We start from the raw sequence: 21,079 nt of genomic DNA, 5'->3' as shown, positions 1-21,079 counted from the left end.
CCTCCCTGTCAGACGGCTGTCGCCGCGGGCTGGGGAAGCCACCGCTGGTGCACGGGCGCGGGAACGTCCCGGAGCAGCTGGAGGCGGGGCGGTACCCGGTCCGTACGGGCTCCCGGCGGCCTGCCGCTGCCCGCCTTCCAGGACGCGGGCCAGGGCGCGGCCGGCCCGGTGTACTCCTGAGCAGCCGCGGCATGCAGCGTCCACAGCGGGTCGTGGAGCTGGGCGCGGCCGACGGCGCACAGATCGGCCCGGCCCGCCAGGATCAGGGAGTTGACGTCGTCGTACGTGGAGATGGCACCCACCGCGATGACCGGTACGCCGACGGTGTTGCGGATCAGGTCGGCGTAGGGCGTCTGGTAGCTGCGGCCGTAGCGTGGGCGCTCGTCGGCGACGACTTCTCCGGTGGACACGTCGATGGCGTCCGCCCCGGCCTCCGCCAGAGCCCGGCAGAGGTCCACGACATCGGCTTCGCTGATGCCGCCTTCGGCCCAGTCGGTGGCCGAGATCCGGACGATCAGCGCCTTGCGACAGGGCCATACGGCGCGGACGGCGCGCAGCACTTCGCGAGGGAAGCGCATCCGGTTCGCGAGGCTCCCGCCGTAGGAGTCGGTCCGCCTGTTGGTCAGCGGTGACAGGAAGCCCGACATCAAGTGCCCGTGCCCGTACTGGAGTTCCAGCACGTCGAAGCCTGCCCGGTCGGCCCGGCGGGCCGCGGTGACGAAGTCCTCGGCGATGGTGTCCATGTCCTCGCGCGTCGCTTCGCGGGGTGTCACGCTCCCCGCATCCCACGGAAGGGCGGACGCTGCGACCAGCGGCCGGCCGTTGTCGCCGGGGGAGGCGCAGCGGCCGTCCGCCCGTGGCGTGCCGGTCGCGGCGCGTCGTCCGGCGTGGGTGAGCTGGACACCGAGGCAGGTGTCGGACTGCCGGCGGACGAAGTCGGTGATCCGACGCCAGGCCGCTTCCTGTTCGTCGGTGTACAGACCCGGGCAGCCGGGTGTGACCCGTCCGTCGGCGCTGACGGCCGTCATGCCGGCGATGACGAGTCCCGAGCCGCCCAGTGCTTGCGTGCTCAGGTGGACGAGGTCGAAGTCTCCGGGCACACCGTTCTGCCCGGAGTACAGCGCGGTCGGCGGGACGACGACTCGGTTGCGCAGGCGCAGACCGCCCAGCTGGAACGGCCGGAACATCGGAGGCGGCGAGTCGGTCTGCCTGCCGATCGCCGTACGGTCCGCGTGCCAGGTGTCCACCGCGTCGGTGAACGCCTGGTCACGCACGCGCAGATTGTCGTAGGTCACGCGCCGGCTGCGGGTGAGCAGGTTGAACGCGAACTGGAGGGGTTCCTGCCCGGTGTACCGCCCGACGTTCTCGAACCATTCGAGACTCGCCTGTGCGGCCCGCTGCGTGGACTCGACCACCGGCCTGCGTTCGGCCTCGTACGCGGTGAGGGCGCTGGGGACGTCCGGATGTTCGTGGAGACAGGCCGCCAGGGCGAGGGCGTCCTCCATGGCCAGCTTGGTGCCCGAGCCGATGGAGAAGTGCGCCGTGTGGGCGGCGTCGCCGAGCAGGACGACGTTCTCGTGGTGCCAGGTCCTGTTGCGCACGGTGGTGAAGCGGATCCACTTGGAGCCGTTGGGGATCAGCTGATGGCCGTCCAAGTGGTCGGCGAGGATTTCCTCGCACCGCCGGATGCTGTCCTCGTCGTTGGTCCCGGGCGGGAAGTCACGGGCGGCGAACGTGTCGAATCCCGCCCGCCGCCAGGAGTCCTCGTCGATCTCCACGATGAAGGTGCTGCGGGTGTCGTCGAACGGGTACGCGTGGACCTGCATGGTCCCGAAGTCCCGTTCGGCGACGATGAAGGTGAAGGCCTCGAAGACCTTGTCGGTCGCGAGCCACATGTAACGGCAGTGCCGTTCGTCCAGGTCGGGTTCGAACGTGCCGGCGTACGCGCTTCTGGTCTGGGACCGTACGCCGTCGCTCGCCACCACGAGGTCGTAGCCGTCAGCGAGTTCAGCCGCGGGCGGGGCCTGCGTGCGGTAGCGCACGTCCACCCCCAGGGCCGCGCACCGCTCCTGGAGGATCTGCAGCAGGCGCTTGCGGCCGAGGGCGGCGAATCCGTGGCCGCCCGAGGTGAGGATCTGGCCCTTGTAGCGCACGTCGATGTCGCTCCAGCGGGCGAACTCGGCCGACATGGCCTCGTGGACCACGGGGTCGGCCTGCGCGATGCCGTCGAGGGTCTCGTCGGAGAACACCACGCCGAATCCGAAGGTGTCGTCGGCCGCGTTGCGCTCCCAGACGGTGATCTCCCACTGCGGCGAGAGCTGCTTGGCCAGGGCCGCGAAGTACAGCCCACCGGGCCCTCCGCCGATGACTGCTACGCGCACGGCGTCCTCCTTGTGGTCCGAGGAACAACGTATGCCGTAATTCCTACGCTCGTCAAGAAAACTCTATACAGAGGCTTGGGGTGCATGAACTGCCCAGCTCAGCTCAGGGTTTCGGGAGCCTGCGCCCCCGCCTCGGCCAGGAGGTCGCGCACCTCGTCGGGCCAGGGCGTGGAGCCGGAGGCGTGTGCGGCGGAGTGGGCGATCGCCATCCGGCCGGTGGCCGCCTCCTCGTCGCCCTTGCCGCGCACGGTGAAGGCGTAGTGCAACGAGCTGGTTCCGACCTTGGTGACACGCAGCTCGATGCGCACGAGGTCCCCGAACCACAGCCGGGCGCGGTAGTCGGCCTCGAAGTGGACGCGCGGTGTGCTGCCGAAGAGGTGGGCCAGGCCCAGGCGGCGCAGGAGGGCGGCCTCCGCCGCCTCCACCCAGCGCACGACGGTGGAGTGGTGGTAGTGACCGGCGGCATCGGTGTCGGGCCACTCGACGCGGCGTTCGATGACGATGCTGGGCAGGTTGGCCTCGCGGGCTGCCGAGGCTCCATCGGCGCAGGCGCCGATGGGCAGGGTTGCCCGCGTGGTGCTGGGCGTTTCCATGGGGGTACCTTTCGTCAGCCGGCCGCGTTCGCGGCACGTCGGCGCAGTTCGCTGCGCTGAAGCTTTCCGTTGCTGGTGCGCGGCAGTTCGGTGACGAACTCGACGGCGCGCGGGTACTTGTAGGGCGCGATGGCCTGCTTGACGTGGTTCTGGAGTTCCTTGACGGTCACCGTGCCGGCGGCGACACCGTCGCGCAGCACCACGTACGCCTTGACGACCATGCCGCGCCGCTCGTCCGGCGCACCGACGACTCCGCAGTCCGCCACAGAGGGATGACCGAGGAGCGCCTTCTCGACCTCGGGGCCGGCGATGTTGTACCCGGAGGAGACGATCATGTCGTCGCTGCGGGCGACGTACCAGAAATAGCCGTCCGCATCGCGCAGGTAGGTGTCGCCGGTGATGTTCCAGCCGTTTCTGACGTACGTCGTCTGGCGTGGATCGTCGAGGTAGCGGCACCCCGTCGGGCCGGTGACGGCGAGCAGGCCCGGCTCCCCGTCGGGAACGGGCGCACCGCTGTCGTCGACGACCATCGCGCGGTACCCGGGAACGGGCTTGCCGGTGGCTCCTGGGCGGATGACGTCGTCCGCGGCGGAGATGAACACGTGCAGCATCTCGGTGGCGCCGATGCCGTCGATGATGCGCAGCCCGGTCGCGGCACGGAAGTCCTCCCACACCTGGGCCGGCAGCGCTTCCCCGGCGGATACGCACCTGCGCAGGCCCGCCAGGCGGTCCACGGCACCGGCGGCCATGATCGCCCGGTACGCGGTGGGGGCGGTGAACAGGACCGTGACGCCGTGCTCGGCGACGAGATCGGCCAGCTGCTCCGGCGACGCCTGCTCGATGAGCAGCGTCGCCGCCCCGACGTGGAGCGGAAAGACGACGAGGCCGCCGAGTCCGAAGGTGAAGGCCAGGGGCGGTGTGCCGGTGAAGACGTCGTCCTGACGGGGTTGGACGATGTGCCGGGAGAACGTGTCGGCATTGGCGAGCACGTCCCGGTGGAAGTGCATCGTCGCCTTCGGCCGCCCGGTGGTCCCTGAGGTGAAGGCGATGAGGGCCACGTCGTCGGCGGCGGTGGCGACGTTGGAGAACACACCGTCCTTGGTCGAGCAGCGAACGATCAGATCGTCGTCGCCCGCGCCACCGTAGGCGAGGACCGTCAGGCCCGGCGTGTCGGCGGCCTCGAGTTCATCGAGGTACCGGTGGTCGCACAGGGCGACGACGGGGCGGCCGATGTCGTGCAGTTGAGCCAGTTCCCCGGCGCGCAGCAGGGGCATCGTGGTGACCGCGACACCGCCGGCCTTGAGCACACCGAACCAGGAGGCCACGAGCCAGGGGTTGTTGGGGCCGCGCAACAGGACACGGTTGCCGGGGCGCAGCCCGAGGTCCTCGGTGAGGACCTGAGCGACCCGGTTGGCGTGGCGCAGCAGGCCGCCGTAGGTCCACCGGTCGGTCGGGGTGAGCAGACAGGGTCGGTCGGCTCCCCAGCGTTCGACGGCGTCGTCGAGCAGGCGAACGGCGCAGTTGAGTCGGTCCGGATACCGCAACTCCGGGAGGTCGAAGTGCAGTTGGGGCCAGAGCCGGAAGGGAGGGAGCCGGTCACGGCAGAACGTGTCCGCGTGGGCGGACGGGGAGAGCTCCATGGGGCGCACACCTCGGTTTCGGGGGCAGCGGAGGGAGTGCGCCAAGTATTTCGCTAAATTGACGAGCGTCAAGATTACGCTACATAGATTTTGGTGACGGCCGGTCAGACAAGAGGGATCGCTGCGGCCATTTACTCCATCCGCCTGCGTGTGTTACACGTGTAACACGCTAGGGCGAGACCTTCGCGAGCGCAAGGCATTTCGGACAGACATCCACAGAAAGGGGCGGACATGATCCCATCAGCTCCCACAGATCCGGCCGTAGAGCCGAGCGTCGGTATCGACATGCAATGGCCGCCGCCGCCCTTCGTCACCCCCGCTCCCCCGCTGGTCGGCCAGGACGGCGTGCGCCGCTTCGCCGCACTGACGTACGCGCGCACGCCGGGCTACCAGCCGCGTCTGCTCGACGCGCACGTACCGGCGTCAGAGAAGCCGGTACCGGCCGTCGTGTGGATCCACGGGGGCGGCTGGCTGGAGGGTGACCGCCGCTACCCGCCGCCGACCGTGCCCGTCGAGCTGCTGTACGGCATGATCCTGGGAGCCGGTCTCGCTGTCGTGAGCATCGACTACCGGCACAGCCTGGAGGCGCCGTTCCCGGCGCAGTTGCACGACGTGAAGGCCGCCATCCGCTACGTGCGCCGCTTCGCCGCCGACCTCGGCATCGACCGGGACAGGATCGGCGTCTGGGGGGAATCGGCGGGTGGGCACCTGGCCGCCCTCGCGGGGCTCGTCCGCGCCGACGGCACCGCTGCCGCGGCGGCGCTGGAGGGGACAGAGGGCGTCCGGGACGAGGACAGCTCCGTCCGGGCCGTCGTCGACTGGTACGGGGTGTCGGACCTGGGGGCACTGCTCTCCCACGCTCTGCCGTCCTTGCCGTCGGGCGCCGCATACCCCAACCCGTTCACCGCGCTGCTGGGGGGCACCTCCGGGCAGCTGCCGGAGCTCGCCCGCGTGGCCAGCCCGGTCACCTACGCGGGCCCGTCCGCCCCGCCTCCCTTCCTGCTGATCCACGGAACGGCCGACGGCCTCGTGCCGTACAGCCAGAGCGAAGTCCTGGCCAAGGCGCTCCAGAGCTCCGGCGGCGAGGTCACCCTGCAGCCGGTGGAGGGCGCCGACCACATCTTCCTCGGCACGCCGGACGTGACGCCGATCGTCTCGGCAAGCGTCGCATTCCTCGCCCGCCACTTGGACGCATGAGCCGGGTCTCAGACCCGTTGCCGCTGACACCCGTGCGTGGCGCCGGCCGGACGATGTCCGGCGCCACTGTCCCGATCTCGCTTGCGCTCACCGCGCCGGGCCGCCTGGGCCCATCACCGGCGAGTCCGCCCACCCTTACGTTCCCGTCGGCCGGCAACGCGCCCCGGCCGCGAGAGGTACCTCATGACCAGCACTCCGGCGGCTGAACTCCTTGCCGCGGCTCCGACCCCCACGCGGCACCGCCGCCCCTCCCCACCGCCTGCACCCTCCGGCGCGCTCCCGCTCGGGGTGTTCCTCCTGCTCGTCACGGCCGCGTTCGCCGCCGCGGTCGTCGACCGCCCGGTGCGGCCGGTCTTTCAGGGCGTGGACGATGCCTGGCTGCGCTGGATGGGCGGCCCGCACGACGGCCCGTACGCGGCTGTGGCCGCCGTGCTCAACTGGCTGGGCGGGCCGCTGGGGGTGGTGGCCCCGGTGGGGCTGTCGGTCTTCCTCGCGATACGGAGGCGCTGGCCGTCACCGCTGTTTCTCCTCACCACGTACCTGGTGGGCAACATGCTGGTCGTCCAGGCCCTCACGTTCTGGGTGGACCGACCGCGCCCGGCCCATCCCCTGGTCCGGGTGGACCACGGTTCGTTCCCCTCCGGTCACTCGGCCGGGACGGCGCTCCTTGTGGTCGTGGTGGGCGCTCTGCTCGTTCCGGCACACCGGCGGCGTCGTTGCTGGGCCGCGGGCGTGGCCCTCACGGTGGCGATGATGTGGAGCCGTACCTGGCTGCATGCGCACTGGCTCAGCGACACCCTCGCCGGCGCCACGACAGGCGCGGGAGCCGCCCTGGTGCTGTGGTGGCTCTTCACGCCCCTGCCCGCCCGGGAAGCAGACACGTCACGACGACGGGCCACCGCCGCCGGACCGACGGGTCACGAGGACTGACGGTGGACCAGGACCGGCTCCATGCCCGCAACGGCAGGCGGCACTCCCCGGTCGACCAGATCGTGCAGGGCGTCGGCGATCCGGGACGGCGTGGGCAGGTCCAGCCGGACGGTCGTCAGCGGCGGCTGCTGCAGGGCCGACAGCACCAGGTCGTCGGCTCCGACCACCGCAACCTCGTCGGGCACGGACAGACCCATGGTGCGCAGCGCGTGCAGCAGCAGGGCCGCGTACTCGTCGTTGTAGGCGAACACTCCGTCCAGGCCCAACTCACCCCAACGTTGAGCCAGTTCGGCAGCGGACTCCTGGGTGTAGGACATCTCGACCGCGGTGACGGCCGCGGTGCTGCGGGCGGCGACGCCCTGGGCTCCGGCCAGGCGTGGTCGGGCGAAGGTCGCCAGGCCGCGCTCCTGCGGCATGATCACGCCGATGTTCCGCCGCCCGCGGGAGACGAGGTGCTCGGCAGCGAGTGCGCCGACGCGCGCATGGTCGAAGTCGACGGTGTGGACGCCCTTCACCTCCTGGGAGGCGAACGCCATCACGCCACGCACTCCGGCCCTGCTCAGCACCTCGGCGGCCTGGTCGGTCAGGCTGTCGCCGTCGAGGGCCAGCACCGCCGCCGGGCGCAGTTCGGCCCAGGCCCGGGCAGCGCTCACGGCGTCGGAGAAACGCCCGGCGTGCAGCACGGTGATGTAGCCGTGCTGTTCCAGTTCGCTCTGCAGGTCGTCGATCCAGGTGCTGACCAGACGGCCGACCGCGGAGACGGACGCCGGCATGAGAACGAGGTTGCTCCGGCCCGCCCGCAGCGACCGGGCGGCAGCGTGCGGTACATAGCCGAGCTGCTGGGCTGCCGCCAGGACCCTGGCACGGGTGGTGGCGCTGACCCGGTGCGCCTGCGTGTTGTTGAGGACGAAGGACACGGTCGCCCGCGACACGCCCGCCAGGCGCGCCACATCCGCGCTGGTGACGGCCGCCGGTGCGGTCGGCTCCTTGCCCATGACGTCCTTACCCCGTCCCTCCCGGTCGGCTGACCGGCTCGCTCCAGGTTACACGCGTTACCGCGAGGCGCGGCAAGGCGCCTCCCGACCGGCAGACACCACCGAAGGAGTCCGATGGAACCAACGAGCCACGCCGGCTCCCTGCCCGCGTGCCCGTACACCGCGGGACTCACCCCGCTGCACGGCCGGGCGATGGAACAGGACCCCGACGGCGTGTACGCCTGTCTGCGCCGGCACAGGGGACCGGTCGTTGCGGTGGAGATCGCCCCGGGCGTCGCCGCCTGGATGGTGCTCAGCCACCGGGAGGTGCTGGAGGTCATCTGGAACGCGGAGCAGTACTCGAGCGACCCCGCCGGTGGAACGCCGTCACCCACGGACTGCTGCCCGAGGACACGTCCGTGCTGCCGCTCCTCGGCCCGCGCCCTGCTGTCTCCCGGCTCGACGGGGAAGACCATCTGCGGCACCGGCGTGCGATGACCGCAGCCCTCGGCCACGTCGACCTGCGGCAGCTGAGCCGCCTGGTCCGGCAACGGGCCCATGCCCTGGTGGATGCCCTCGCGGCACCGGGCACCGCCGACCTCATGACCCAGTACGCCCGGCCTCTCGTGTGGCAGGTGTTCGCCCATCTGCTGGGTGTGCCGGAAGACTCGATCCCCGCGATGGACGCACTGACCGCGACCGTCGTGAACGCGTTCCCGTCGGCCGTCCCCGCGGAGGCGGAGCTGCTGAACGCCATGCGCCGGCTGGTGGCCGAGCGGGCCGCGACACCGGGAGCCGACCTTTCGTCGTGGCTGGCCCAGGAGGCCCCGCTGACCGATGACGAGATCGCGCACAACCTGCTGGCTCTTGTCCTGATCGGTGGCGAGAGCACCATCAGCTGGATCGGCAACGCCGTGCGCCCGCTCCTGGCCCACGACGGGCCGGCCCTGGTGACGCGGGGCGGCGGCCTGGTGCCCCGCCTTGTCGAGCACGCACTGCGCACAGACGCACCGCTGCCGAACATCACCGGACGCTGGGCGACTGCGGACGTGGTCCTGGCAGGGTGCCGCATTCAGGCCGGTGACCTGGTGGTCCCCTGTCTGGCGGCCGCCAACACCGACCCGGCACTCCAGAACATGTCGGTCTCCCGTACGCGGGCGCATCTGGCCTGGGGGACCGGTTCCCACGGCTGCCCCGCCAAAGACGCGGCTCGCCTGATCACCGAAGCGGCGCTCGACGTGCTCCTGGAGCGGCTCTCCGACATGCGCCCCGTCCTTCCGGACGCCGCTCTCCGGCGGCCCTCGCTGTGGTGCGGGGCCCCGGCCGAACTGCCGGTGGTGTTCTCCGCGTCCGGCCCGGCGGACACCCCTCGCACCTCGGCAGCGCCTCCCCTGACGGTCATGGATACGCCCGCCGAGCGCCGCGACGACCCTGCGACGGGCCAGGCGGCGCCACAGCGCTGGGGCTGGTGGAACTCCTTCGGCGGCTGGTAGCCGTCCGCGCGAAGGGGGCGTTGCCCGGCACGGCTTCCTCCCGGCAACGCCCCCTCCACACGGTCGGCTCATTGCATGCGCGGCTCCACATCCAGCCCGTGGCCGTACGGGAAGAGCGGGTCACGGGAATCGTCGGGTACGTCCTCGTGTCCGGCGGCGACGGCCTCCATGGTGCGGGCGAGCTCGAAGGGAAGCCGCCCTTCGGCCTTCGTACGGCCGAAGAGGACGTCCAGCAGGGCGGTGTCCGAGGCGCCGTAGTCGGCCACCAGGGCTGCCGCCTGCTGCGCGATCTCCGGGAGGACCGCGGGTCGGTCGAGGAAGACGTCGAAGACGGTCGGCACGGCCGCGGCGGTCTCCAGCAGCGGCCGCAGTTCCTCCTCGGTGAAGTCGAGCCGGCCCGCGCGGAAGAAGCTCTCGAAGCCCTCGGTCCGCTCGTCGTACGGAGCGGCAATGCGGATCAGCGCGACATCGGCCTCTTCGGGGCCGTCCACCACGGTGGCGTACCGCCCGGCGACCTCCGGGTCGACGCCCTGGACATGGATCCGCATGCCGGCCCTCAGGGGCAGCAGCGGCTCGGTCGCCTCGCTCGGGCGGTCCTTGAGAACCGTGATCGAGCGGCTCTGGGCGGCCAGCCCCGCCGCGGTGAACTCGTGGCTGCCGCAGATGCGTTCGGCGGCGTCCGGGTCGACGTACGGGTCGTCGAAGAGACCGAGGAGGAACTTCTCGCGCAGCAGGCGGGCCACCGAGACGTCGATGCGTTCGACGTCGACTCTGCCCGTGCGGAGCAGCTCCACGACGAGTTCCGGCGCGGCCTCGCCGCCGAGCTGGTCGGCCCCGGCGTCGAGGATCCTCTCCACGCGGGTCAGCCGGTCCAGATGCTCCACGCCCCAGGCCCGGGCAGGAAACGGAGCTCCGAAGATCCGGCTGTCGGTGACCAGGCCCCAGTCGGTGCAGACGATGCCGTCGAAGCCGTACTTCTCGCGCAACAGTCCGGTGATGACGCCCTTGTTGAAGCCGAAGCCCACCTCTTCGTACGGGGTTCCGACCGGCATGCCGTAGTAGGGCATGATCTGGGACGTCCCCGCGGCGAAAGCGGCCTCGAAGGGGATCAGGTGATGGTCGAAGTTGCCGCCGGGGTAGACCTGTTCGCGGCCGTAGAAGAAGTGGGCGTCCTCGCCGTTCTTCTGCGGGCCCGCCCCGGGGAAGTGCTTGGTCATGGCGGCCACGCTGCTCGCGCCGAGCGTCTCGCCCTGGAGACCGCGGATGTAGGCGGCGACCATGCGGGCCGCCACGTGGGCGTCGGAGCCGAACGTCCCCAGAACGCGGGCCCACCGTGGCTCGGTTGCGAGGTCGGCCACGGGATGCAGGGCCAGGCGGATGCCTACGGCGAGGTACTCGCGGCGGACGATGTCGGCGTGCCGGCGTACGAGATCCTCGTCCCCGATCGCGGCCAGGCCGGGCGGCTCGGGCCACAGGGAGAAGCCCTCGGTGTGCGCACTGGCCGCCGGGTTGTCGACGAAGCCGTGGCGTGGGTCCGTGGAGATGGTCACCGGGATACCCAGACGGGTCGTCGCGGCCAGGTCCTGGAGACGGTTGTTCCACTCGGCCATCCGGCGCGGGGCGGCGGCGCCGAAGAGGTTGAAGTGATTCATGAGCTTGCCGGTCACCATGGTGGAGGTGGAAGCCCGCATCGGGTCGTCGTCGGGTGCTCCTGGTTCCGGCTCCACCAGCGAACCGTCCGGATTGATCGCGATCATGGTCTGGAACAGGAGGCCGGCCTTCTCCTCCGGAGTCATGCGGCCGAGCAGGTCGGCGACCCGCTCGTCCACCGTGAGGCGCGGGTTCTCGTAGGGCTCCATCACCCCGTTGCCGTTCAGATCGCGGAAGCGGGTCCCGTCGGGAGCGGTGAGGGTGTGCGGCCGGGCCGTCAGGTCAGGGGACATGGGTTGTCTTCCGTTTCGTGAGGGTGAGTGCCGAGAAGAGGCCGGTCCCGAGCTGGTCAGGCGCTCGGGACCGGCTTGGCCGCTGCTCCCCTCCACACGGCCAGCTGGAAGGTTACACGTGTAACGCGCTGAGGAAGAGTGTCCGGCGGGATATTTCGCCGACTGTGGTCACTGCGAGGTCGACGCCCGTCGACCGTGCAGGCGACGCGCGTGCCCGGCGAGGTCGTTCACCGGGAGGGTGACGGAGTCGAAGCGCATGGTGGTGCGGGTCTCTGCGCGGTACGGCTCCCACGCCGGCATATCGGCGTGGTTCGGGTCGCCGGTCCGGGCGAAGGCGATCCACGCCCGATGCATGCTCTTCGCCAGCCCCTCCCCCACGACCGGATCGATCCCTTCGGCGAGAGGAGCATGTGCCCAGCTGTCGAAGTTGTCGAAGACGAAGGGGAGTTCCAGACAGTGCGCGGCGGCGAGCCTGCCACCGTGCGCCGGCGTCGGAAGGTCGAACTGGTAGGCCCAGACAGGGCGCCCCAAGGCCGCCCTGGCCTCTGCCAGTTCCAGGCAGGGCACCCGGAACAGCTCGTCCGTGATCAGGTCCATGAGCACGTCGACAGGCCCGGCGCCGGGACGCATGCGTGCGTACTCGGCGTACACGTCGGCTGCCACGCCGTCCCCGAAGCCCTCCGCGATGCGGCCGACCACCTGGTCTCGGGTGGACTTCGCGTAGCCCGGGTCCAGGGCGAAGCCGAAGTTGGCCTCCTCCCGGGTCCAGCCGATGAGAACGTCGATGCCGGTCGCCGCACCATGAAGGAGGGTCTCCGCGGGGTGGCGAAGGAGAGTGACGTCGCTCCGTACGGGGAGGAAGGGAGTGGGCCAGTATCCCCAGCGCATGGTGTGCCCGAAGAGCCCCCCGGCCGCCTCGATGAGCCGCGACCACGGCAGGAGGCGCAGCTCGTCGAGGTTCTTCACCCCGGCGAACTCCAGGTAGGCCTCGGCCCGTTGCCGGTACTCGTCAGGAGTGGGGAGGTGCAGCCCGAAGGGCGGGCTCTGGAGGATGGCCCGCCGGAAGAGCTGCTGGGCTTCGGGGTGCCCGGCCAGGGCGGCCGTCGACAGGGCGCCGCCCGACTGGCCCGCGACGGTGATGCTGTCGGGGTCCCCACCGAAGTGGACGATGTTGTCGCGCACCCAGCGCAGCGCGGCCAGCTGGTCGGTGAGCCAGAGGTTGGCGGGCTGCGCCGCCTCGGCGGTTTCGTCACCGAAGGACAGGTAACCGAGCGGTCCGAGACGGTAGTTGAGGGTGACGACCACCAGGTCGCCGTCGCGTGCGAAGGTCTCACCCGAGTAGATGGGCAACGATCCGGAGCCTGAGACGAATCCGCCGCCGTGGATCCAGACCAGCACCGGGCGCCGGGCGTCATCGGGCGCCGGCGTCCACACGTTCAGCGTCAGGCAGTCGTCGTCGAACGGCGGGAATCCGTGACCACCCAGGACGGCGTCACCGCCCTCGATGAACATCTGCGGTGAGCTGGGGCCGTATGCCGTCGCGTCCCGTGTGCCGCTCCAGCCGGGATGCGGCTGCGCGACGCGCCATCGCAGGTCCCCCACCGGGGGTGCGGCGTACGGCACGCCTTTGAACACCGCGATGCCTCCTTCGACGTCTCCACGCAGTCGGCCCGCAGGCAACTGCACGACGGGGGGAGCCTGACCTTGTGTATCAGTCATGTGTGTCCTCCTTGGTCGACGGACCGTATTCCGTAATTATGACGCCCGTCAATTTATCAACATATTGCGCGCTCTCCTGCTGCGGCGACCGAGCTACTCCCACAGGCGGCCTGAGACGACACGCACGGCCTCCTCCTCCAGGAGGCGCTCGAACGCCGACCACAGCAGCAGTACGGCCCCCACCCCCGCCGCGACACCGGCGACGGTGTCACTGAGCCATTGGGCGTGCAGCCACGTGCGGCTCCACATCGTCGCGGCGATCAGGGCGGCACCGAAGAGCCACCACCAGCGCCGGGCGAGGGGCGGAAAGAGCACGACCCCGGCAGCCACCACGAGGGTCGTGACCGTGAAGACCTGACCGGAAGGGAAAGAGCCGTCGCTCACCAGGACCCAGGGCTTCGGTGGGCGCGGACGGCCGACGATCTGCTTCAGGGGAAGCACCACCACGATGTTGGAGATCACGCCGGCCGTGAAGACGAACAACGCCGATCTCCACCTCCCGTAGATACTGAGACAGCCGGTCAGCACGACGGGCAGGATCACGCCCAGGGGCCCGCCGAGCAGGTCGAGAGCGCGCGCGAGACGCGTCGCCGCGTCACTCGGTGACCCGCGCAGGGAGCTCATCCAGTGATCGTCGATGCCCTGGAAGACCGGCCGCCGATCGCCGAGGAGGGCGAGACCGGTCGCCAGCACCGCCATCAGCAGCACGGAGCCGGCAAGCCGCGCTCCGCGCGGAGGGGGAGCCGGCACCGGGCTACGGCACGTCGTGTCGGACGGTGGCTGCAGGGAGGTGACGGCTCGCGAACGGGACATGAGTGACCTTCCAGGACTACGGGAGCACGGGGAGCGGTCGGCGGACCGGCAGGTGCACGAGGGGCGCGAGGCACGAGGCCGGCGCAGGCATGGAGAGGGAACGCCGCGAAGGGCGGTTTCGAGCCAACCCTGGCCCAGCTGTCATGGCACGCACAAGGGGCGACTCACGGGTAGCTACACGTGTAATGAATCGAGCTCGGCCAAGCGGTCGCGGCCACCCTCAAATCGCGCCGAGCACTACTCAAAACGCGCCACAGCTGCTACACAAGGCTTACCGGCTGAAGCAACACGTGTAACTGGATCGCTCTCTGCGGGTGTCATCGCATCCACGCGTCATCCAGCGTTCGCCACCTCATCACCCCGTTCAGCTCTCAACTCCGCGCCCGAGGAGTCGACATGTCCTGCCCCCATCCCCTGCCGCGGGGACCACGCGGCACCCGCATTGCGCGGTGGTCACCGTGACCACTGATGAGTTCATCCAACCGAAGGTGACCGAGGAGGCACATGAGCCCCGCCGGCGCGGCCTCATGCTGCTGCTCCTGCTCGCCAACTCCTCCATGCTCGCTGTGTACATGGGCGTCGGCGCGGTGCTGCTGCCGACCCAGATCGCCCAGCTCGACCCGGCCGACAAGGTCACCATTCTGGGCGTCGTGGGCGGCGTGAGCTCGGTCTTTGCCACGGCCTTCAACCCGATCGCCGGTGCCCTGTCGGACCGCACCGGCCGCCGCAACCCGTGGATCCTCGGCGGCGCGCTCGCGTCCCTCACCGGGTTGGCGTTCCTCGGCAGCGTGCGGACCGTGCTGCTGGTGGGCATCGGATGGTGCCTGGTCCAGGCGACGATGAACGTCTACCAGGCCGCCGTGACCGCCGTGGTGCCGGACCGGATCCCGGCCGCCCGCCGCGGCACTGCCTCCGCCCTTGTCGGACTGGGCCTGCCGATCGGCGGCACCGTCGGCGTGGTGATCGCTTCGCAGACCGCGAGCCGGCTGCAGGTCGGATACCTGGTGTTCGGAGCGGTCGTGGCCGCCGCGGCACTGCTGCTCACCGGCTTCTGCCGGGACGTACCGCGTCGCGAACCGCTGGCCCCCGTCCCGCGGCGCGAACGCCTGGCCGCCTTCCTGTCCGCCCTGGCCGACCATGACTTCCGGTGGGCCTTCATCGGCCGGGCGCTGATGGTGCTCGGTTACTTCTCCGTCGTGGGATACCAGCTGTACATCCTCGACGACCACATCGAGCTGCCTGCGGGCCTGGCCCCGACCGAGGCGATGGCGATTCTCACCCCGGTGTCGATGGGCGCGATGGCCGTGTCCACGGTGGTCGGGGGTCTGCTGTCCGACCGCTGGAACCGACGCAAGGTCTTCGTCGGCCTCTCGGCCGCGCTCGCCGGCGTCGTGACGACGGTCCCCGTCATCAGCCCGACCTGGGCAGGCATGCTCTGCTTCAGCGCCCTCAACGGCCTCGCCTTCGGGTGCTTCATGGCGGTCGACACCGCAGTGGTCACGCTCGTCCTGCCTCGCGCGGAGGACGCCGCCCGCGACATGGGCGTGCTGAACATCGCCAACGCCGGACCGCAGATCATCGCCCCGTTCGTCGCCTCCGCCGTCGTGACGGAACTGGGCGGGTACACCCCGCTGTTCCTCGTCGGCGGCGCTCTGTCCCTGCTGGGTGCCCTGGCCATCCTGCCGATCCGCGGAGTGCGCTGACCACCAGCCCACCCGCAAGAGCTCCGGCGGGCGCATGCAGGGGGCACGTGCCCGCCGGTCCTCGTTCCTCCCCCCTTTCTCCTCCCCTATCTCCTCCCGCATCTTCTCCTCCCTCATCGAAGGAGCACGTCGTGAGACGCACGCGCGTTCTACCCCTGGCCGCTCTACTGCTGTGCACGCCGGCCCTCGCCGGTACGGTGTCGGCGAGCGCCGCGCCGAAGACCGCACCGGCCAGCCCGCCGCTGCGCATCCTGCTGACCAATGACGACGGCTACGACGCCCCCGGGATCCGCATGCTCCACCAGCGGCTCACCGCCGCGGGTTACGACGTCACCATCGTCGCCCCGCTCACGAACCAGAGCGGCACCGGGACGAAGATGATGAGCAGTACCACCGTCACGGTCAAGCATCCCGAGCCCCGCGTCTGGGCGGTGGACGGCACGCCCGGTGACTCGGTGTCCTTCGGTCTGTCGGAGGTGTTCGCGGATCACGCCCCGGACCTCGTGGTCTCCGGCACCAACTTCGGGCCCAACGTGGCCGCCCTCGCCACCCACTCCGGAACCGTCGGCGGCGCGGTGGCCGCCCTGGAACAGGGTGTACCCGCCATCGCGGTGAGCACCGGCGGGCTGTCGGCTCCGACACCGGAGCCCATCTTCAACGCCATGCGGCCCACCGACGACTTCACCGTCAAGCTCATCGAACGCCTTCGGTCCCGGGCGAAGAACGGACGGCTGCTGCCCGAGGGCGTGGGCCTGAACATCAACCACCCGGTGGTCGGTCCCGACGGCACGGGGACCGCCCTGGGGGCCTCCCTCACGACCCAGGATCCGCAGCCCGTCCTCAAGGCCGACTACACCGACTCCGGTGACGGCAGCTGGAAGGTGAACGTCCACGTGGTCTCCGCACCCGCCCAGAGAGGCGGTGACGTGGAAGCGATCAGCGCGGACAAGGTGTCCATCACCCCCATCTCACCCGACTGGAACACCGGCACGGTCGACTTCGCCAAGGCCGCCACGCTCCTCGCCGGCCTGCGTCCGTAGCCGGGTACGGCACAGTCGTCTCCTCCCCAGCACCTCAGACCGGCAGGGAGGAGGCGGCGCGCGTCCGCACCAGCCCATCCACTGTCATGCGTACGACGCGTCATGGAGGAGAAGTGAAGAGGTTCACCTCGACCCGCGCCTCAACGATTCTGGTTGTGGCACTCGCGATGGCAGCGCTCATCGTGCAGCCTGCCACCGCCACCCCGGCCCAGGCCTCCCCCGCCTCAAGCCCGGTCGTCAGCACGGCTCAGGGCAGGCTCGCCGGACAGGTCGACGGCGATGCCGAGGAATTCCTCGGTGTCCCGTACGCCGCGCCGCCGGTGGGCAGCCTCCGGTTCCGTCCACCTCGAGAGCCCGCACCATGGAGCGGGACCCGGGAGGCCGGCCAACAGGCCCCCGCCTGCCTGCAGTTCTCACCCTTCGGGCTCCGGGACCCCGACAACGTCAGTGAGGACTGTCTCTACCTGGACGTGTACCGACCGCGCCACGCCCACCCCGGAGACCGTCTGCCCGTGCTGTTCTGGATCCACGGCGGCGGCTACAGCCAGGGCACCGGCACCCAGTTCGGGGGCCGTACCATGGCCGAGCTCACCGACAGCGTGGTCGTGAGCATCAACTACCGGGTCGGGCAGCTCGGTTACCTCGCCGCACCGGAACTCACCCGCGACAACGCGCTCACCTCCGGATCGTACGGGCTGATGGACCAGATCGCGGCCCTGAAGTGGACGCGCAACAACATTGCCGCGTTCGGCGGCAACCCTGCCGACATCACCCTCTGGGGTCAGTCCGCCGGCGGCGGCTCCATCTGTGCCATGCTGACTTCACCGGGGACGGCAGGACTGTTCTCCCGCGCCATTCTTCAGAGCGGACCCTGCGACCTGCTCCAGGCTCCCAGCTCTGTCCAGGCCGCCGATGAGGCGAGGGCCTTCTCGGACGCGGCGGGCTGCTCCGCCCCCGGCTCACGCGCCGCCTGTCTGCGCACAGCGCCGGTCGCCGACCTCATCGCCGCCGCTCGCACGCATCCCACCTCAGGACCGGCATTCGGTGACGGCCTGGTGCCCACCCAACCGTCCGAGGCCATCGCCTCCGGCACATGGAACAAGGTGCCGATCCTCATCGGCAGCACTCGTGCCGAAAGCCGGTTCTTCGTCGCGCTCACCCAGCCGCATCTCACGGCGCAGGAGTACACCGACCAGATCGACGCCACGTACGGACAGGCGGCTCAGCAGGTCCTGGCCCGCTATCCGGTGGACGCCTACCCCAGTCCGTACGACGCGCTGTCGGCGGTCCTGACCGACTCCACCTTCGCCTGCCACACACTCAGCACCGCGCGCGCGTTCGCCTCACAGGTGCCCACCTATGTCTACGAGTTCGACGACCCGCGCTCACCCACCCTCTACGGAGCCCAGGTCCCAGGCCTGGACATGGCGAACGCACACAGCGCCGAACTCGCCTACCTGCACGACTTCACCATGGCCGACCGCCCTCTCACCGCGGAACAGGTCGCCCTCGCCGACGACATGAAGCGCCGCTGGGCGGCGTTCGCCCGCACCGGCGATCCCGACATCTCCGGTGAGACCCGATGGCCGCCCACCCATGTCGGGCGGCACACGATCCTGACTCTCAGCCCCGAACACACCCGCGCCTCGACCGCCTTCGCGGCCGACCACCAGTGCGACTTCTGGGCCGGTCCTGTCTCACACCGGTTCGGGTTGCGGTTCAGGTTGCCGCACTGGCGCAGCCTTCGGTTCCCACAGTTTGGTGGTCTGTACATAGCCCTGAATCACTGAAGCCATCGCCAGAATGAGAAGTGGTCCAAACACCCACGGGTGTCTGGCCATCTCCATCGGCAGATAGCGATACGACACCAGGAGCGCAGCGAAGACCGTTGCGCCGTAGGTGACCAGCTGGACTCCTGACCGATCCCAGCCACGTTCGAGCGAGCGCAGCGCTGCCTCGATCGTGAGCGCAAACACCACGCCGGCAATGAGATCCGCGCCGTAGTGGTAGCCGAATCCCAGCGTTGCGGCGAGCGTGGCCATCAGCCAGAACGCGCCTGCGAATCGCAGAATCCGTGGGGCCTTGCGGGTATGAATGAAGATCGCGGTAGCCCACGCTGTGTGCAGGCTGGGCATGCAGTTGCGTGGGGTGATCTCGTCGAAGGGCATCGAGTGCGGGGTGTTGACCGGCGGTGGCGTGTCCGGCCACAGGTTGGCCACCGCCCAGTGCCCGCCGCCGGTGCCGAAGGCGCCGGTGCCGTAGGCGAAGACCGGTCCGACCACCGGGAAGACCATGTATATGGCCGGCCCGAGAAGGCCGATCGCCAGAAAGGTGCGCACCAGATGATGGCGCGGGAAGCGGCGCTCGACCGCCACGTTGCGCAGCTGGTACAGCGCGACGACGACCGCGGCCACCGCGAGCTGACCGTAGACGAAGTCGAGAGCATGGGCGCCGATCGGGCCGGTGGCCCTGACCATCCGGCCCACCAGCCACGACGGGTTGCCCAGCGCGTGATCGGCGATTGCCACGTACTGATCGAGCACCGCCGGGCGGGTCTTCGACGTGATGAGGAGCCAGGTGTCGCCGGTCTTGCGGCCGGCCACCAGCAGCAGGGCCAGCCCGACGCCCTTCAGCAGCAGGACACGTTCCTGGCCGGTACGGCGTGTGATGGCGATGCCCGCATATCCCAAAATCACCCACAACGCGCCGTTACCGAAGGGGTGGCCGTCGGTCACCTTGGCGTCGACCGCCCACCGCACCAGCAGGAAGGCGACGTCGATGCCGATCGCGGCACCAATCGCGATGAACCGTTGCCGCCAGGTGAGCACCACCATCGTCAACGCCAGACTGGCGTACAACAGGAAACCCGATTTCGGAGGGAACACCACCTCTTGCACCTGGTTGGTGATCGGCCCCGGCAGGCCGTAGCGCCGCGCGGCGACCTCCAGCGTGATGACGAATCCGAGGGCCGCCACACCCAGCGTGGCCCACAGTATCGCCCGTGGTCGACGCCACGCGGCGAACGGAATTCTGGAGGTTATTCGCGAAAACACCCGCGAGGCTATAGGTATCAATTGTTTGGCCGATTTGTTAGATGTTGGTCAGTTAGGTCACTCTTCGTGCCGGATAGCATTGGTTTTCCGGTGACGACAGGCGATGAGGGCGCTCGTCGTGAGTTCGATCATGTTAGCGGAGCGATGCGGGTGATTTCGCTGGTCATGGATGGTGCGCAGGTCAGTCGCCTTGAAACGCGCACACAGGGCCGTGAACCGGCAGCCTGGGCGGAGATGTTGGCTCACCGCCAACACTCCGAATACAGCGATCAGTTCCCCTTGGCGACGGGACGGTGCTCTCTCTGCGCGGTCTCGAGCACGGGACGTGCCCGGGTCAGGGATGGGGCGGCGCCTGGTTCTCGCTCTGGACCTTTGGCCGCCGCTGGCCGTCAGGCCGGGCGGACCACGCTGTGGATGATCGAGTCGCCGCCGTAGTAGATGGATTCCTCGCGGACGTAGGCTCCGGGCTTCGGGGCGTGGATCATCATGCCGTTGCCGATGTAGATACCGACGTGGCTGATGTCGTCGTAGAAGAAGACGAGGTCGCCGGGCTGGGCGTCGGTCAGGGACACCGTCGTACCAACGTTCACCTGGTCGTAGGTGGTACGCGGCAGGGAGACGCCGGCGGCCTTCCAGGCGGCCTCGGTGAGGCCGGAGCAGTCGTAGGAGCCGGGCCCGGTCGCACCCCAGACATACGGCTTGCCGATCTGCGCGCGGGCGAAGGCGAGCGCTTTCGCCGCCTTGGCGGCGTACGTGGAGCCCGACGAGGAGGTGGAGGTGCCCGAACCCGAGGACGAGCCGGATCCCGAGGACGCGCCCGAGGACGAGCCGGAACTCGATGTCGAGCCCGAAGACGCGCTCTGCTGCTTCGCCGCCTGCGCGGCCGCGGCCTGCCGCTTGGCGAGCTCCGCCGCCTTCCGCGCCGCCTCCTCCTGCTTCTGCTTCTCGATCGCCGCGAGGCGTGCCTTCTCCTCCGCCGTCAGCTTGGACAGCAGCTCCCGTGCGGTGGACAGCTTCTTCTGGACGGTGGACTTGGCCGTCTTGAGGTCGTTCTGTGACTGAGTCAGCGTTTTGAGGCTCTTGATGGCCTTCTGTCGCGCCTTCAGGGTCGCGGACTGCTCGGTGACGTAGTCGTCGACCGCGCCCTTCTGGCGCGAGGTCAGCCGGTTCATCAGCTGCGCTTGGTCGAAGTAGTCCTGCGGGGTGTCCGAGAGCAGAAAGGTCGCGGTGTCGGGGGTGGCGGCCCCGGTCCGGTACTGGGCCGCAGCGAACGAGCCCAGTTCCTCTCGCGCCTTGTTGAGGCTGGCCGTGCGCTTGGCCACGTCGTCGAGCAGGGTGTCGACGCGCCGGCGCTCCTTCGCGGTCTTCTCCTTGGCCGCGTCGTATTTCTCGGTCGCCGACTCGGCCTGGCGGTACAGGTCGTCGACCTGCTTCTGGACCTCTTCGAGGCTCGGTTTGTCGTCGGCGGCGGGGGCGGCATTGGCGGTCTGGGACAGCAGGGCCACGGAGGTGAGAGCGGCCGTGGCGAGGACGGGGGTGCGTATGCCGGCTACACGCGTACCCGTGGGGCGCGACTTGCGGTGCGACGCCAAGGGAGGCG

At 69.9% G+C, this 21,079-nt stretch carries 16 protein-coding genes; 7 read left to right on the top strand and 9 right to left on the bottom strand.

What is annotated here, in order from left to right; all coding sequences use genetic code 11:
* Nucleotides 1–8: 8 nt before the first annotated feature.
* The 3 genes from ACZ5DS_RS33950 to ACZ5DS_RS33940 all read right to left on the bottom strand — a co-directional run bounded on the left by ACZ5DS_RS33950 (nucleotide 9) and on the right by ACZ5DS_RS33940 (nucleotide 4,614).
* Nucleotides 9–2,381 carry a bifunctional salicylyl-CoA 5-hydroxylase/oxidoreductase gene (locus tag ACZ5DS_RS33950; protein WP_468246239.1) on the bottom strand — a complete coding sequence of 791 codons (2,373 nt, stop codon included), beginning with the start codon at nucleotides 2,379–2,381 and terminating at the stop codon, nucleotides 9–11.
* A 98-nt stretch (nucleotides 2,382–2,479) separates the two neighbouring features.
* Nucleotides 2,480–2,974: an acyl-CoA thioesterase gene (locus ACZ5DS_RS33945; protein WP_468246237.1), complete on the bottom strand. Its 495-nt coding sequence runs from the start codon at nucleotides 2,972–2,974 to the stop codon at nucleotides 2,480–2,482.
* 14 nt (nucleotides 2,975–2,988) lie between these two features.
* On the bottom strand, nucleotides 2,989–4,614 hold the full coding sequence (locus ACZ5DS_RS33940) for an AMP-binding protein (protein WP_468246235.1): 1,626 nt from the start codon (nucleotides 4,612–4,614) through the stop codon (nucleotides 2,989–2,991).
* Between the two features lie 231 nt (nucleotides 4,615–4,845).
* On the opposite strand from ACZ5DS_RS33940, the gene ACZ5DS_RS33935 reads away from it, so the two are divergent.
* Both ACZ5DS_RS33935 and ACZ5DS_RS33930 read left to right on the top strand, forming a co-directional pair.
* Nucleotides 4,846–5,811: an alpha/beta hydrolase fold domain-containing protein gene (locus tag ACZ5DS_RS33935; protein WP_468246232.1), complete on the top strand. Its 966-nt coding sequence runs from the start codon at nucleotides 4,846–4,848 to the stop codon at nucleotides 5,809–5,811.
* Between the two features lie 183 nt (nucleotides 5,812–5,994).
* Nucleotides 5,995–6,741, top strand: coding sequence for a phosphatase PAP2 family protein (locus ACZ5DS_RS33930; protein ID WP_468246230.1), 747 nt, complete (start codon nucleotides 5,995–5,997; stop codon nucleotides 6,739–6,741).
* On the opposite strand, the gene ACZ5DS_RS33925 is transcribed toward ACZ5DS_RS33930, so the two are convergent.
* Nucleotides 6,729–7,736 (bottom strand): LacI family DNA-binding transcriptional regulator, encoded by a 1,008-nt coding sequence (locus ACZ5DS_RS33925; protein WP_468246228.1) that lies wholly within the window; start codon nucleotides 7,734–7,736, stop codon nucleotides 6,729–6,731. The genes ACZ5DS_RS33930 and ACZ5DS_RS33925 overlap by 13 nt on opposite strands.
* A 114-nt stretch (nucleotides 7,737–7,850) precedes the next feature.
* Here ACZ5DS_RS33925 and ACZ5DS_RS33920 point away from each other — a divergent pair, with 114 nt between their 5' ends.
* Both ACZ5DS_RS33920 and ACZ5DS_RS33915 read left to right on the top strand, forming a co-directional pair.
* A complete protein-coding gene (locus ACZ5DS_RS33920; RefSeq protein WP_468246225.1) occupies nucleotides 7,851–8,213 on the top strand; it encodes a hypothetical protein in 363 nt (120 codons plus the stop codon).
* Complete coding sequence (locus tag ACZ5DS_RS33915) at nucleotides 8,210–9,208, top strand: cytochrome P450 family protein (RefSeq protein WP_468246223.1); 999 nt, start codon at nucleotides 8,210–8,212, stop codon at nucleotides 9,206–9,208. The genes ACZ5DS_RS33920 and ACZ5DS_RS33915 overlap by 4 nt, the downstream gene beginning before the upstream one ends.
* A gap of 68 nt (nucleotides 9,209–9,276) precedes the next feature.
* Here ACZ5DS_RS33915 and ACZ5DS_RS33910 read toward each other — a convergent pair whose 3' ends face one another.
* The 3 genes from ACZ5DS_RS33910 to ACZ5DS_RS33900 form a co-directional block, all read right to left on the bottom strand.
* Nucleotides 9,277–11,151 carry a glycoside hydrolase family 3 protein gene (locus tag ACZ5DS_RS33910; protein ID WP_468246221.1) on the bottom strand — a complete coding sequence of 625 codons (1,875 nt, stop codon included), beginning with the start codon at nucleotides 11,149–11,151 and terminating at the stop codon, nucleotides 9,277–9,279.
* A 168-nt stretch (nucleotides 11,152–11,319) separates the two neighbouring features.
* Nucleotides 11,320–12,870 carry a carboxylesterase/lipase family protein gene (locus ACZ5DS_RS33905; protein WP_468246219.1) on the bottom strand — a complete coding sequence of 517 codons (1,551 nt, stop codon included), beginning with the start codon at nucleotides 12,868–12,870 and terminating at the stop codon, nucleotides 11,320–11,322.
* A 93-nt stretch (nucleotides 12,871–12,963) separates the two neighbouring features.
* Nucleotides 12,964–13,683, bottom strand: coding sequence for a phosphatase PAP2 family protein (locus ACZ5DS_RS33900; RefSeq protein WP_468246216.1), 720 nt, complete (start codon nucleotides 13,681–13,683; stop codon nucleotides 12,964–12,966).
* Nucleotides 13,684–14,141: 458 nt separating this feature from the next.
* On the opposite strand from ACZ5DS_RS33900, the gene ACZ5DS_RS33895 reads away from it, so the two are divergent.
* From ACZ5DS_RS33895 to ACZ5DS_RS33885, 3 genes are all read left to right on the top strand, one after another.
* A complete protein-coding gene (locus ACZ5DS_RS33895) occupies nucleotides 14,142–15,386 on the top strand; it encodes an MFS transporter (protein WP_468246214.1) in 1,245 nt (414 codons plus the stop codon).
* A gap of 131 nt (nucleotides 15,387–15,517) precedes the next feature.
* On the top strand, nucleotides 15,518–16,426 hold the full coding sequence (surE, locus tag ACZ5DS_RS33890; RefSeq protein ID WP_468246212.1) for a 5'/3'-nucleotidase SurE: 909 nt from the start codon (nucleotides 15,518–15,520) through the stop codon (nucleotides 16,424–16,426).
* 155 nt (nucleotides 16,427–16,581) lie between these two features.
* Nucleotides 16,582–18,216: a carboxylesterase/lipase family protein gene (locus tag ACZ5DS_RS33885; protein ID WP_468246209.1), complete on the top strand. Its 1,635-nt coding sequence runs from the start codon at nucleotides 16,582–16,584 to the stop codon at nucleotides 18,214–18,216.
* Here ACZ5DS_RS33885 and ACZ5DS_RS33880 read toward each other — a convergent pair.
* Together ACZ5DS_RS33880 and ACZ5DS_RS33875 are read right to left on the bottom strand one after the other, a co-directional pair.
* The gene (locus ACZ5DS_RS33880) at nucleotides 18,124–19,455 is read right to left on the bottom strand and encodes a phosphatase PAP2 family protein (protein WP_468246296.1); all 1,332 of its coding nucleotides are present in this window, start codon (nucleotides 19,453–19,455) and stop codon (nucleotides 18,124–18,126) included. The genes ACZ5DS_RS33885 and ACZ5DS_RS33880 overlap by 93 nt on opposite strands.
* Before the next feature lie 413 nt (nucleotides 19,456–19,868).
* Nucleotides 19,869–21,071: a C40 family peptidase gene (locus tag ACZ5DS_RS33875; protein WP_468246207.1), complete on the bottom strand. Its 1,203-nt coding sequence runs from the start codon at nucleotides 21,069–21,071 to the stop codon at nucleotides 19,869–19,871.
* Nucleotides 21,072–21,079 lie beyond the last annotated feature (8 nt).

The sequence above is a fragment of the Streptomyces sp. NPDC031100 genome (assembly GCF_055570785.1).
This window is presented reverse-complemented; position numbering and strand designations above follow the sequence as displayed.

Coding starts and splice junctions, on each gene's coding strand:
- ACZ5DS_RS33945 (WP_468246237.1), bottom strand. CDS start 2,974: ATGGAAACGCCCAGCACCACGCGGGCAACCCTGCCCATCGGCGCCTGC.
- ACZ5DS_RS33940 (WP_468246235.1), bottom strand. CDS start 4,614: ATGGAGCTCTCCCCGTCCGCCCACGCGGACACGTTCTGCCGTGACCGG.
- ACZ5DS_RS33935 (WP_468246232.1), top strand. CDS start 4,846: ATGATCCCATCAGCTCCCACAGATCCGGCCGTAGAGCCGAGCGTCGGT.
- ACZ5DS_RS33930 (WP_468246230.1), top strand. CDS start 5,995: ATGACCAGCACTCCGGCGGCTGAACTCCTTGCCGCGGCTCCGACCCCC.
- ACZ5DS_RS33925 (WP_468246228.1), bottom strand. CDS start 7,736: ATGGGCAAGGAGCCGACCGCACCGGCGGCCGTCACCAGCGCGGATGTG.
- ACZ5DS_RS33920 (WP_468246225.1), top strand. CDS start 7,851: ATGGAACCAACGAGCCACGCCGGCTCCCTGCCCGCGTGCCCGTACACC.
- ACZ5DS_RS33915 (WP_468246223.1), top strand. CDS start 8,210: ATGACCGCAGCCCTCGGCCACGTCGACCTGCGGCAGCTGAGCCGCCTG.
- ACZ5DS_RS33910 (WP_468246221.1), bottom strand. CDS start 11,151: ATGTCCCCTGACCTGACGGCCCGGCCGCACACCCTCACCGCTCCCGAC.
- ACZ5DS_RS33905 (WP_468246219.1), bottom strand. CDS start 12,870: ATGACTGATACACAAGGTCAGGCTCCCCCCGTCGTGCAGTTGCCTGCG.
- ACZ5DS_RS33900 (WP_468246216.1), bottom strand. CDS start 13,683: ATGTCCCGTTCGCGAGCCGTCACCTCCCTGCAGCCACCGTCCGACACG.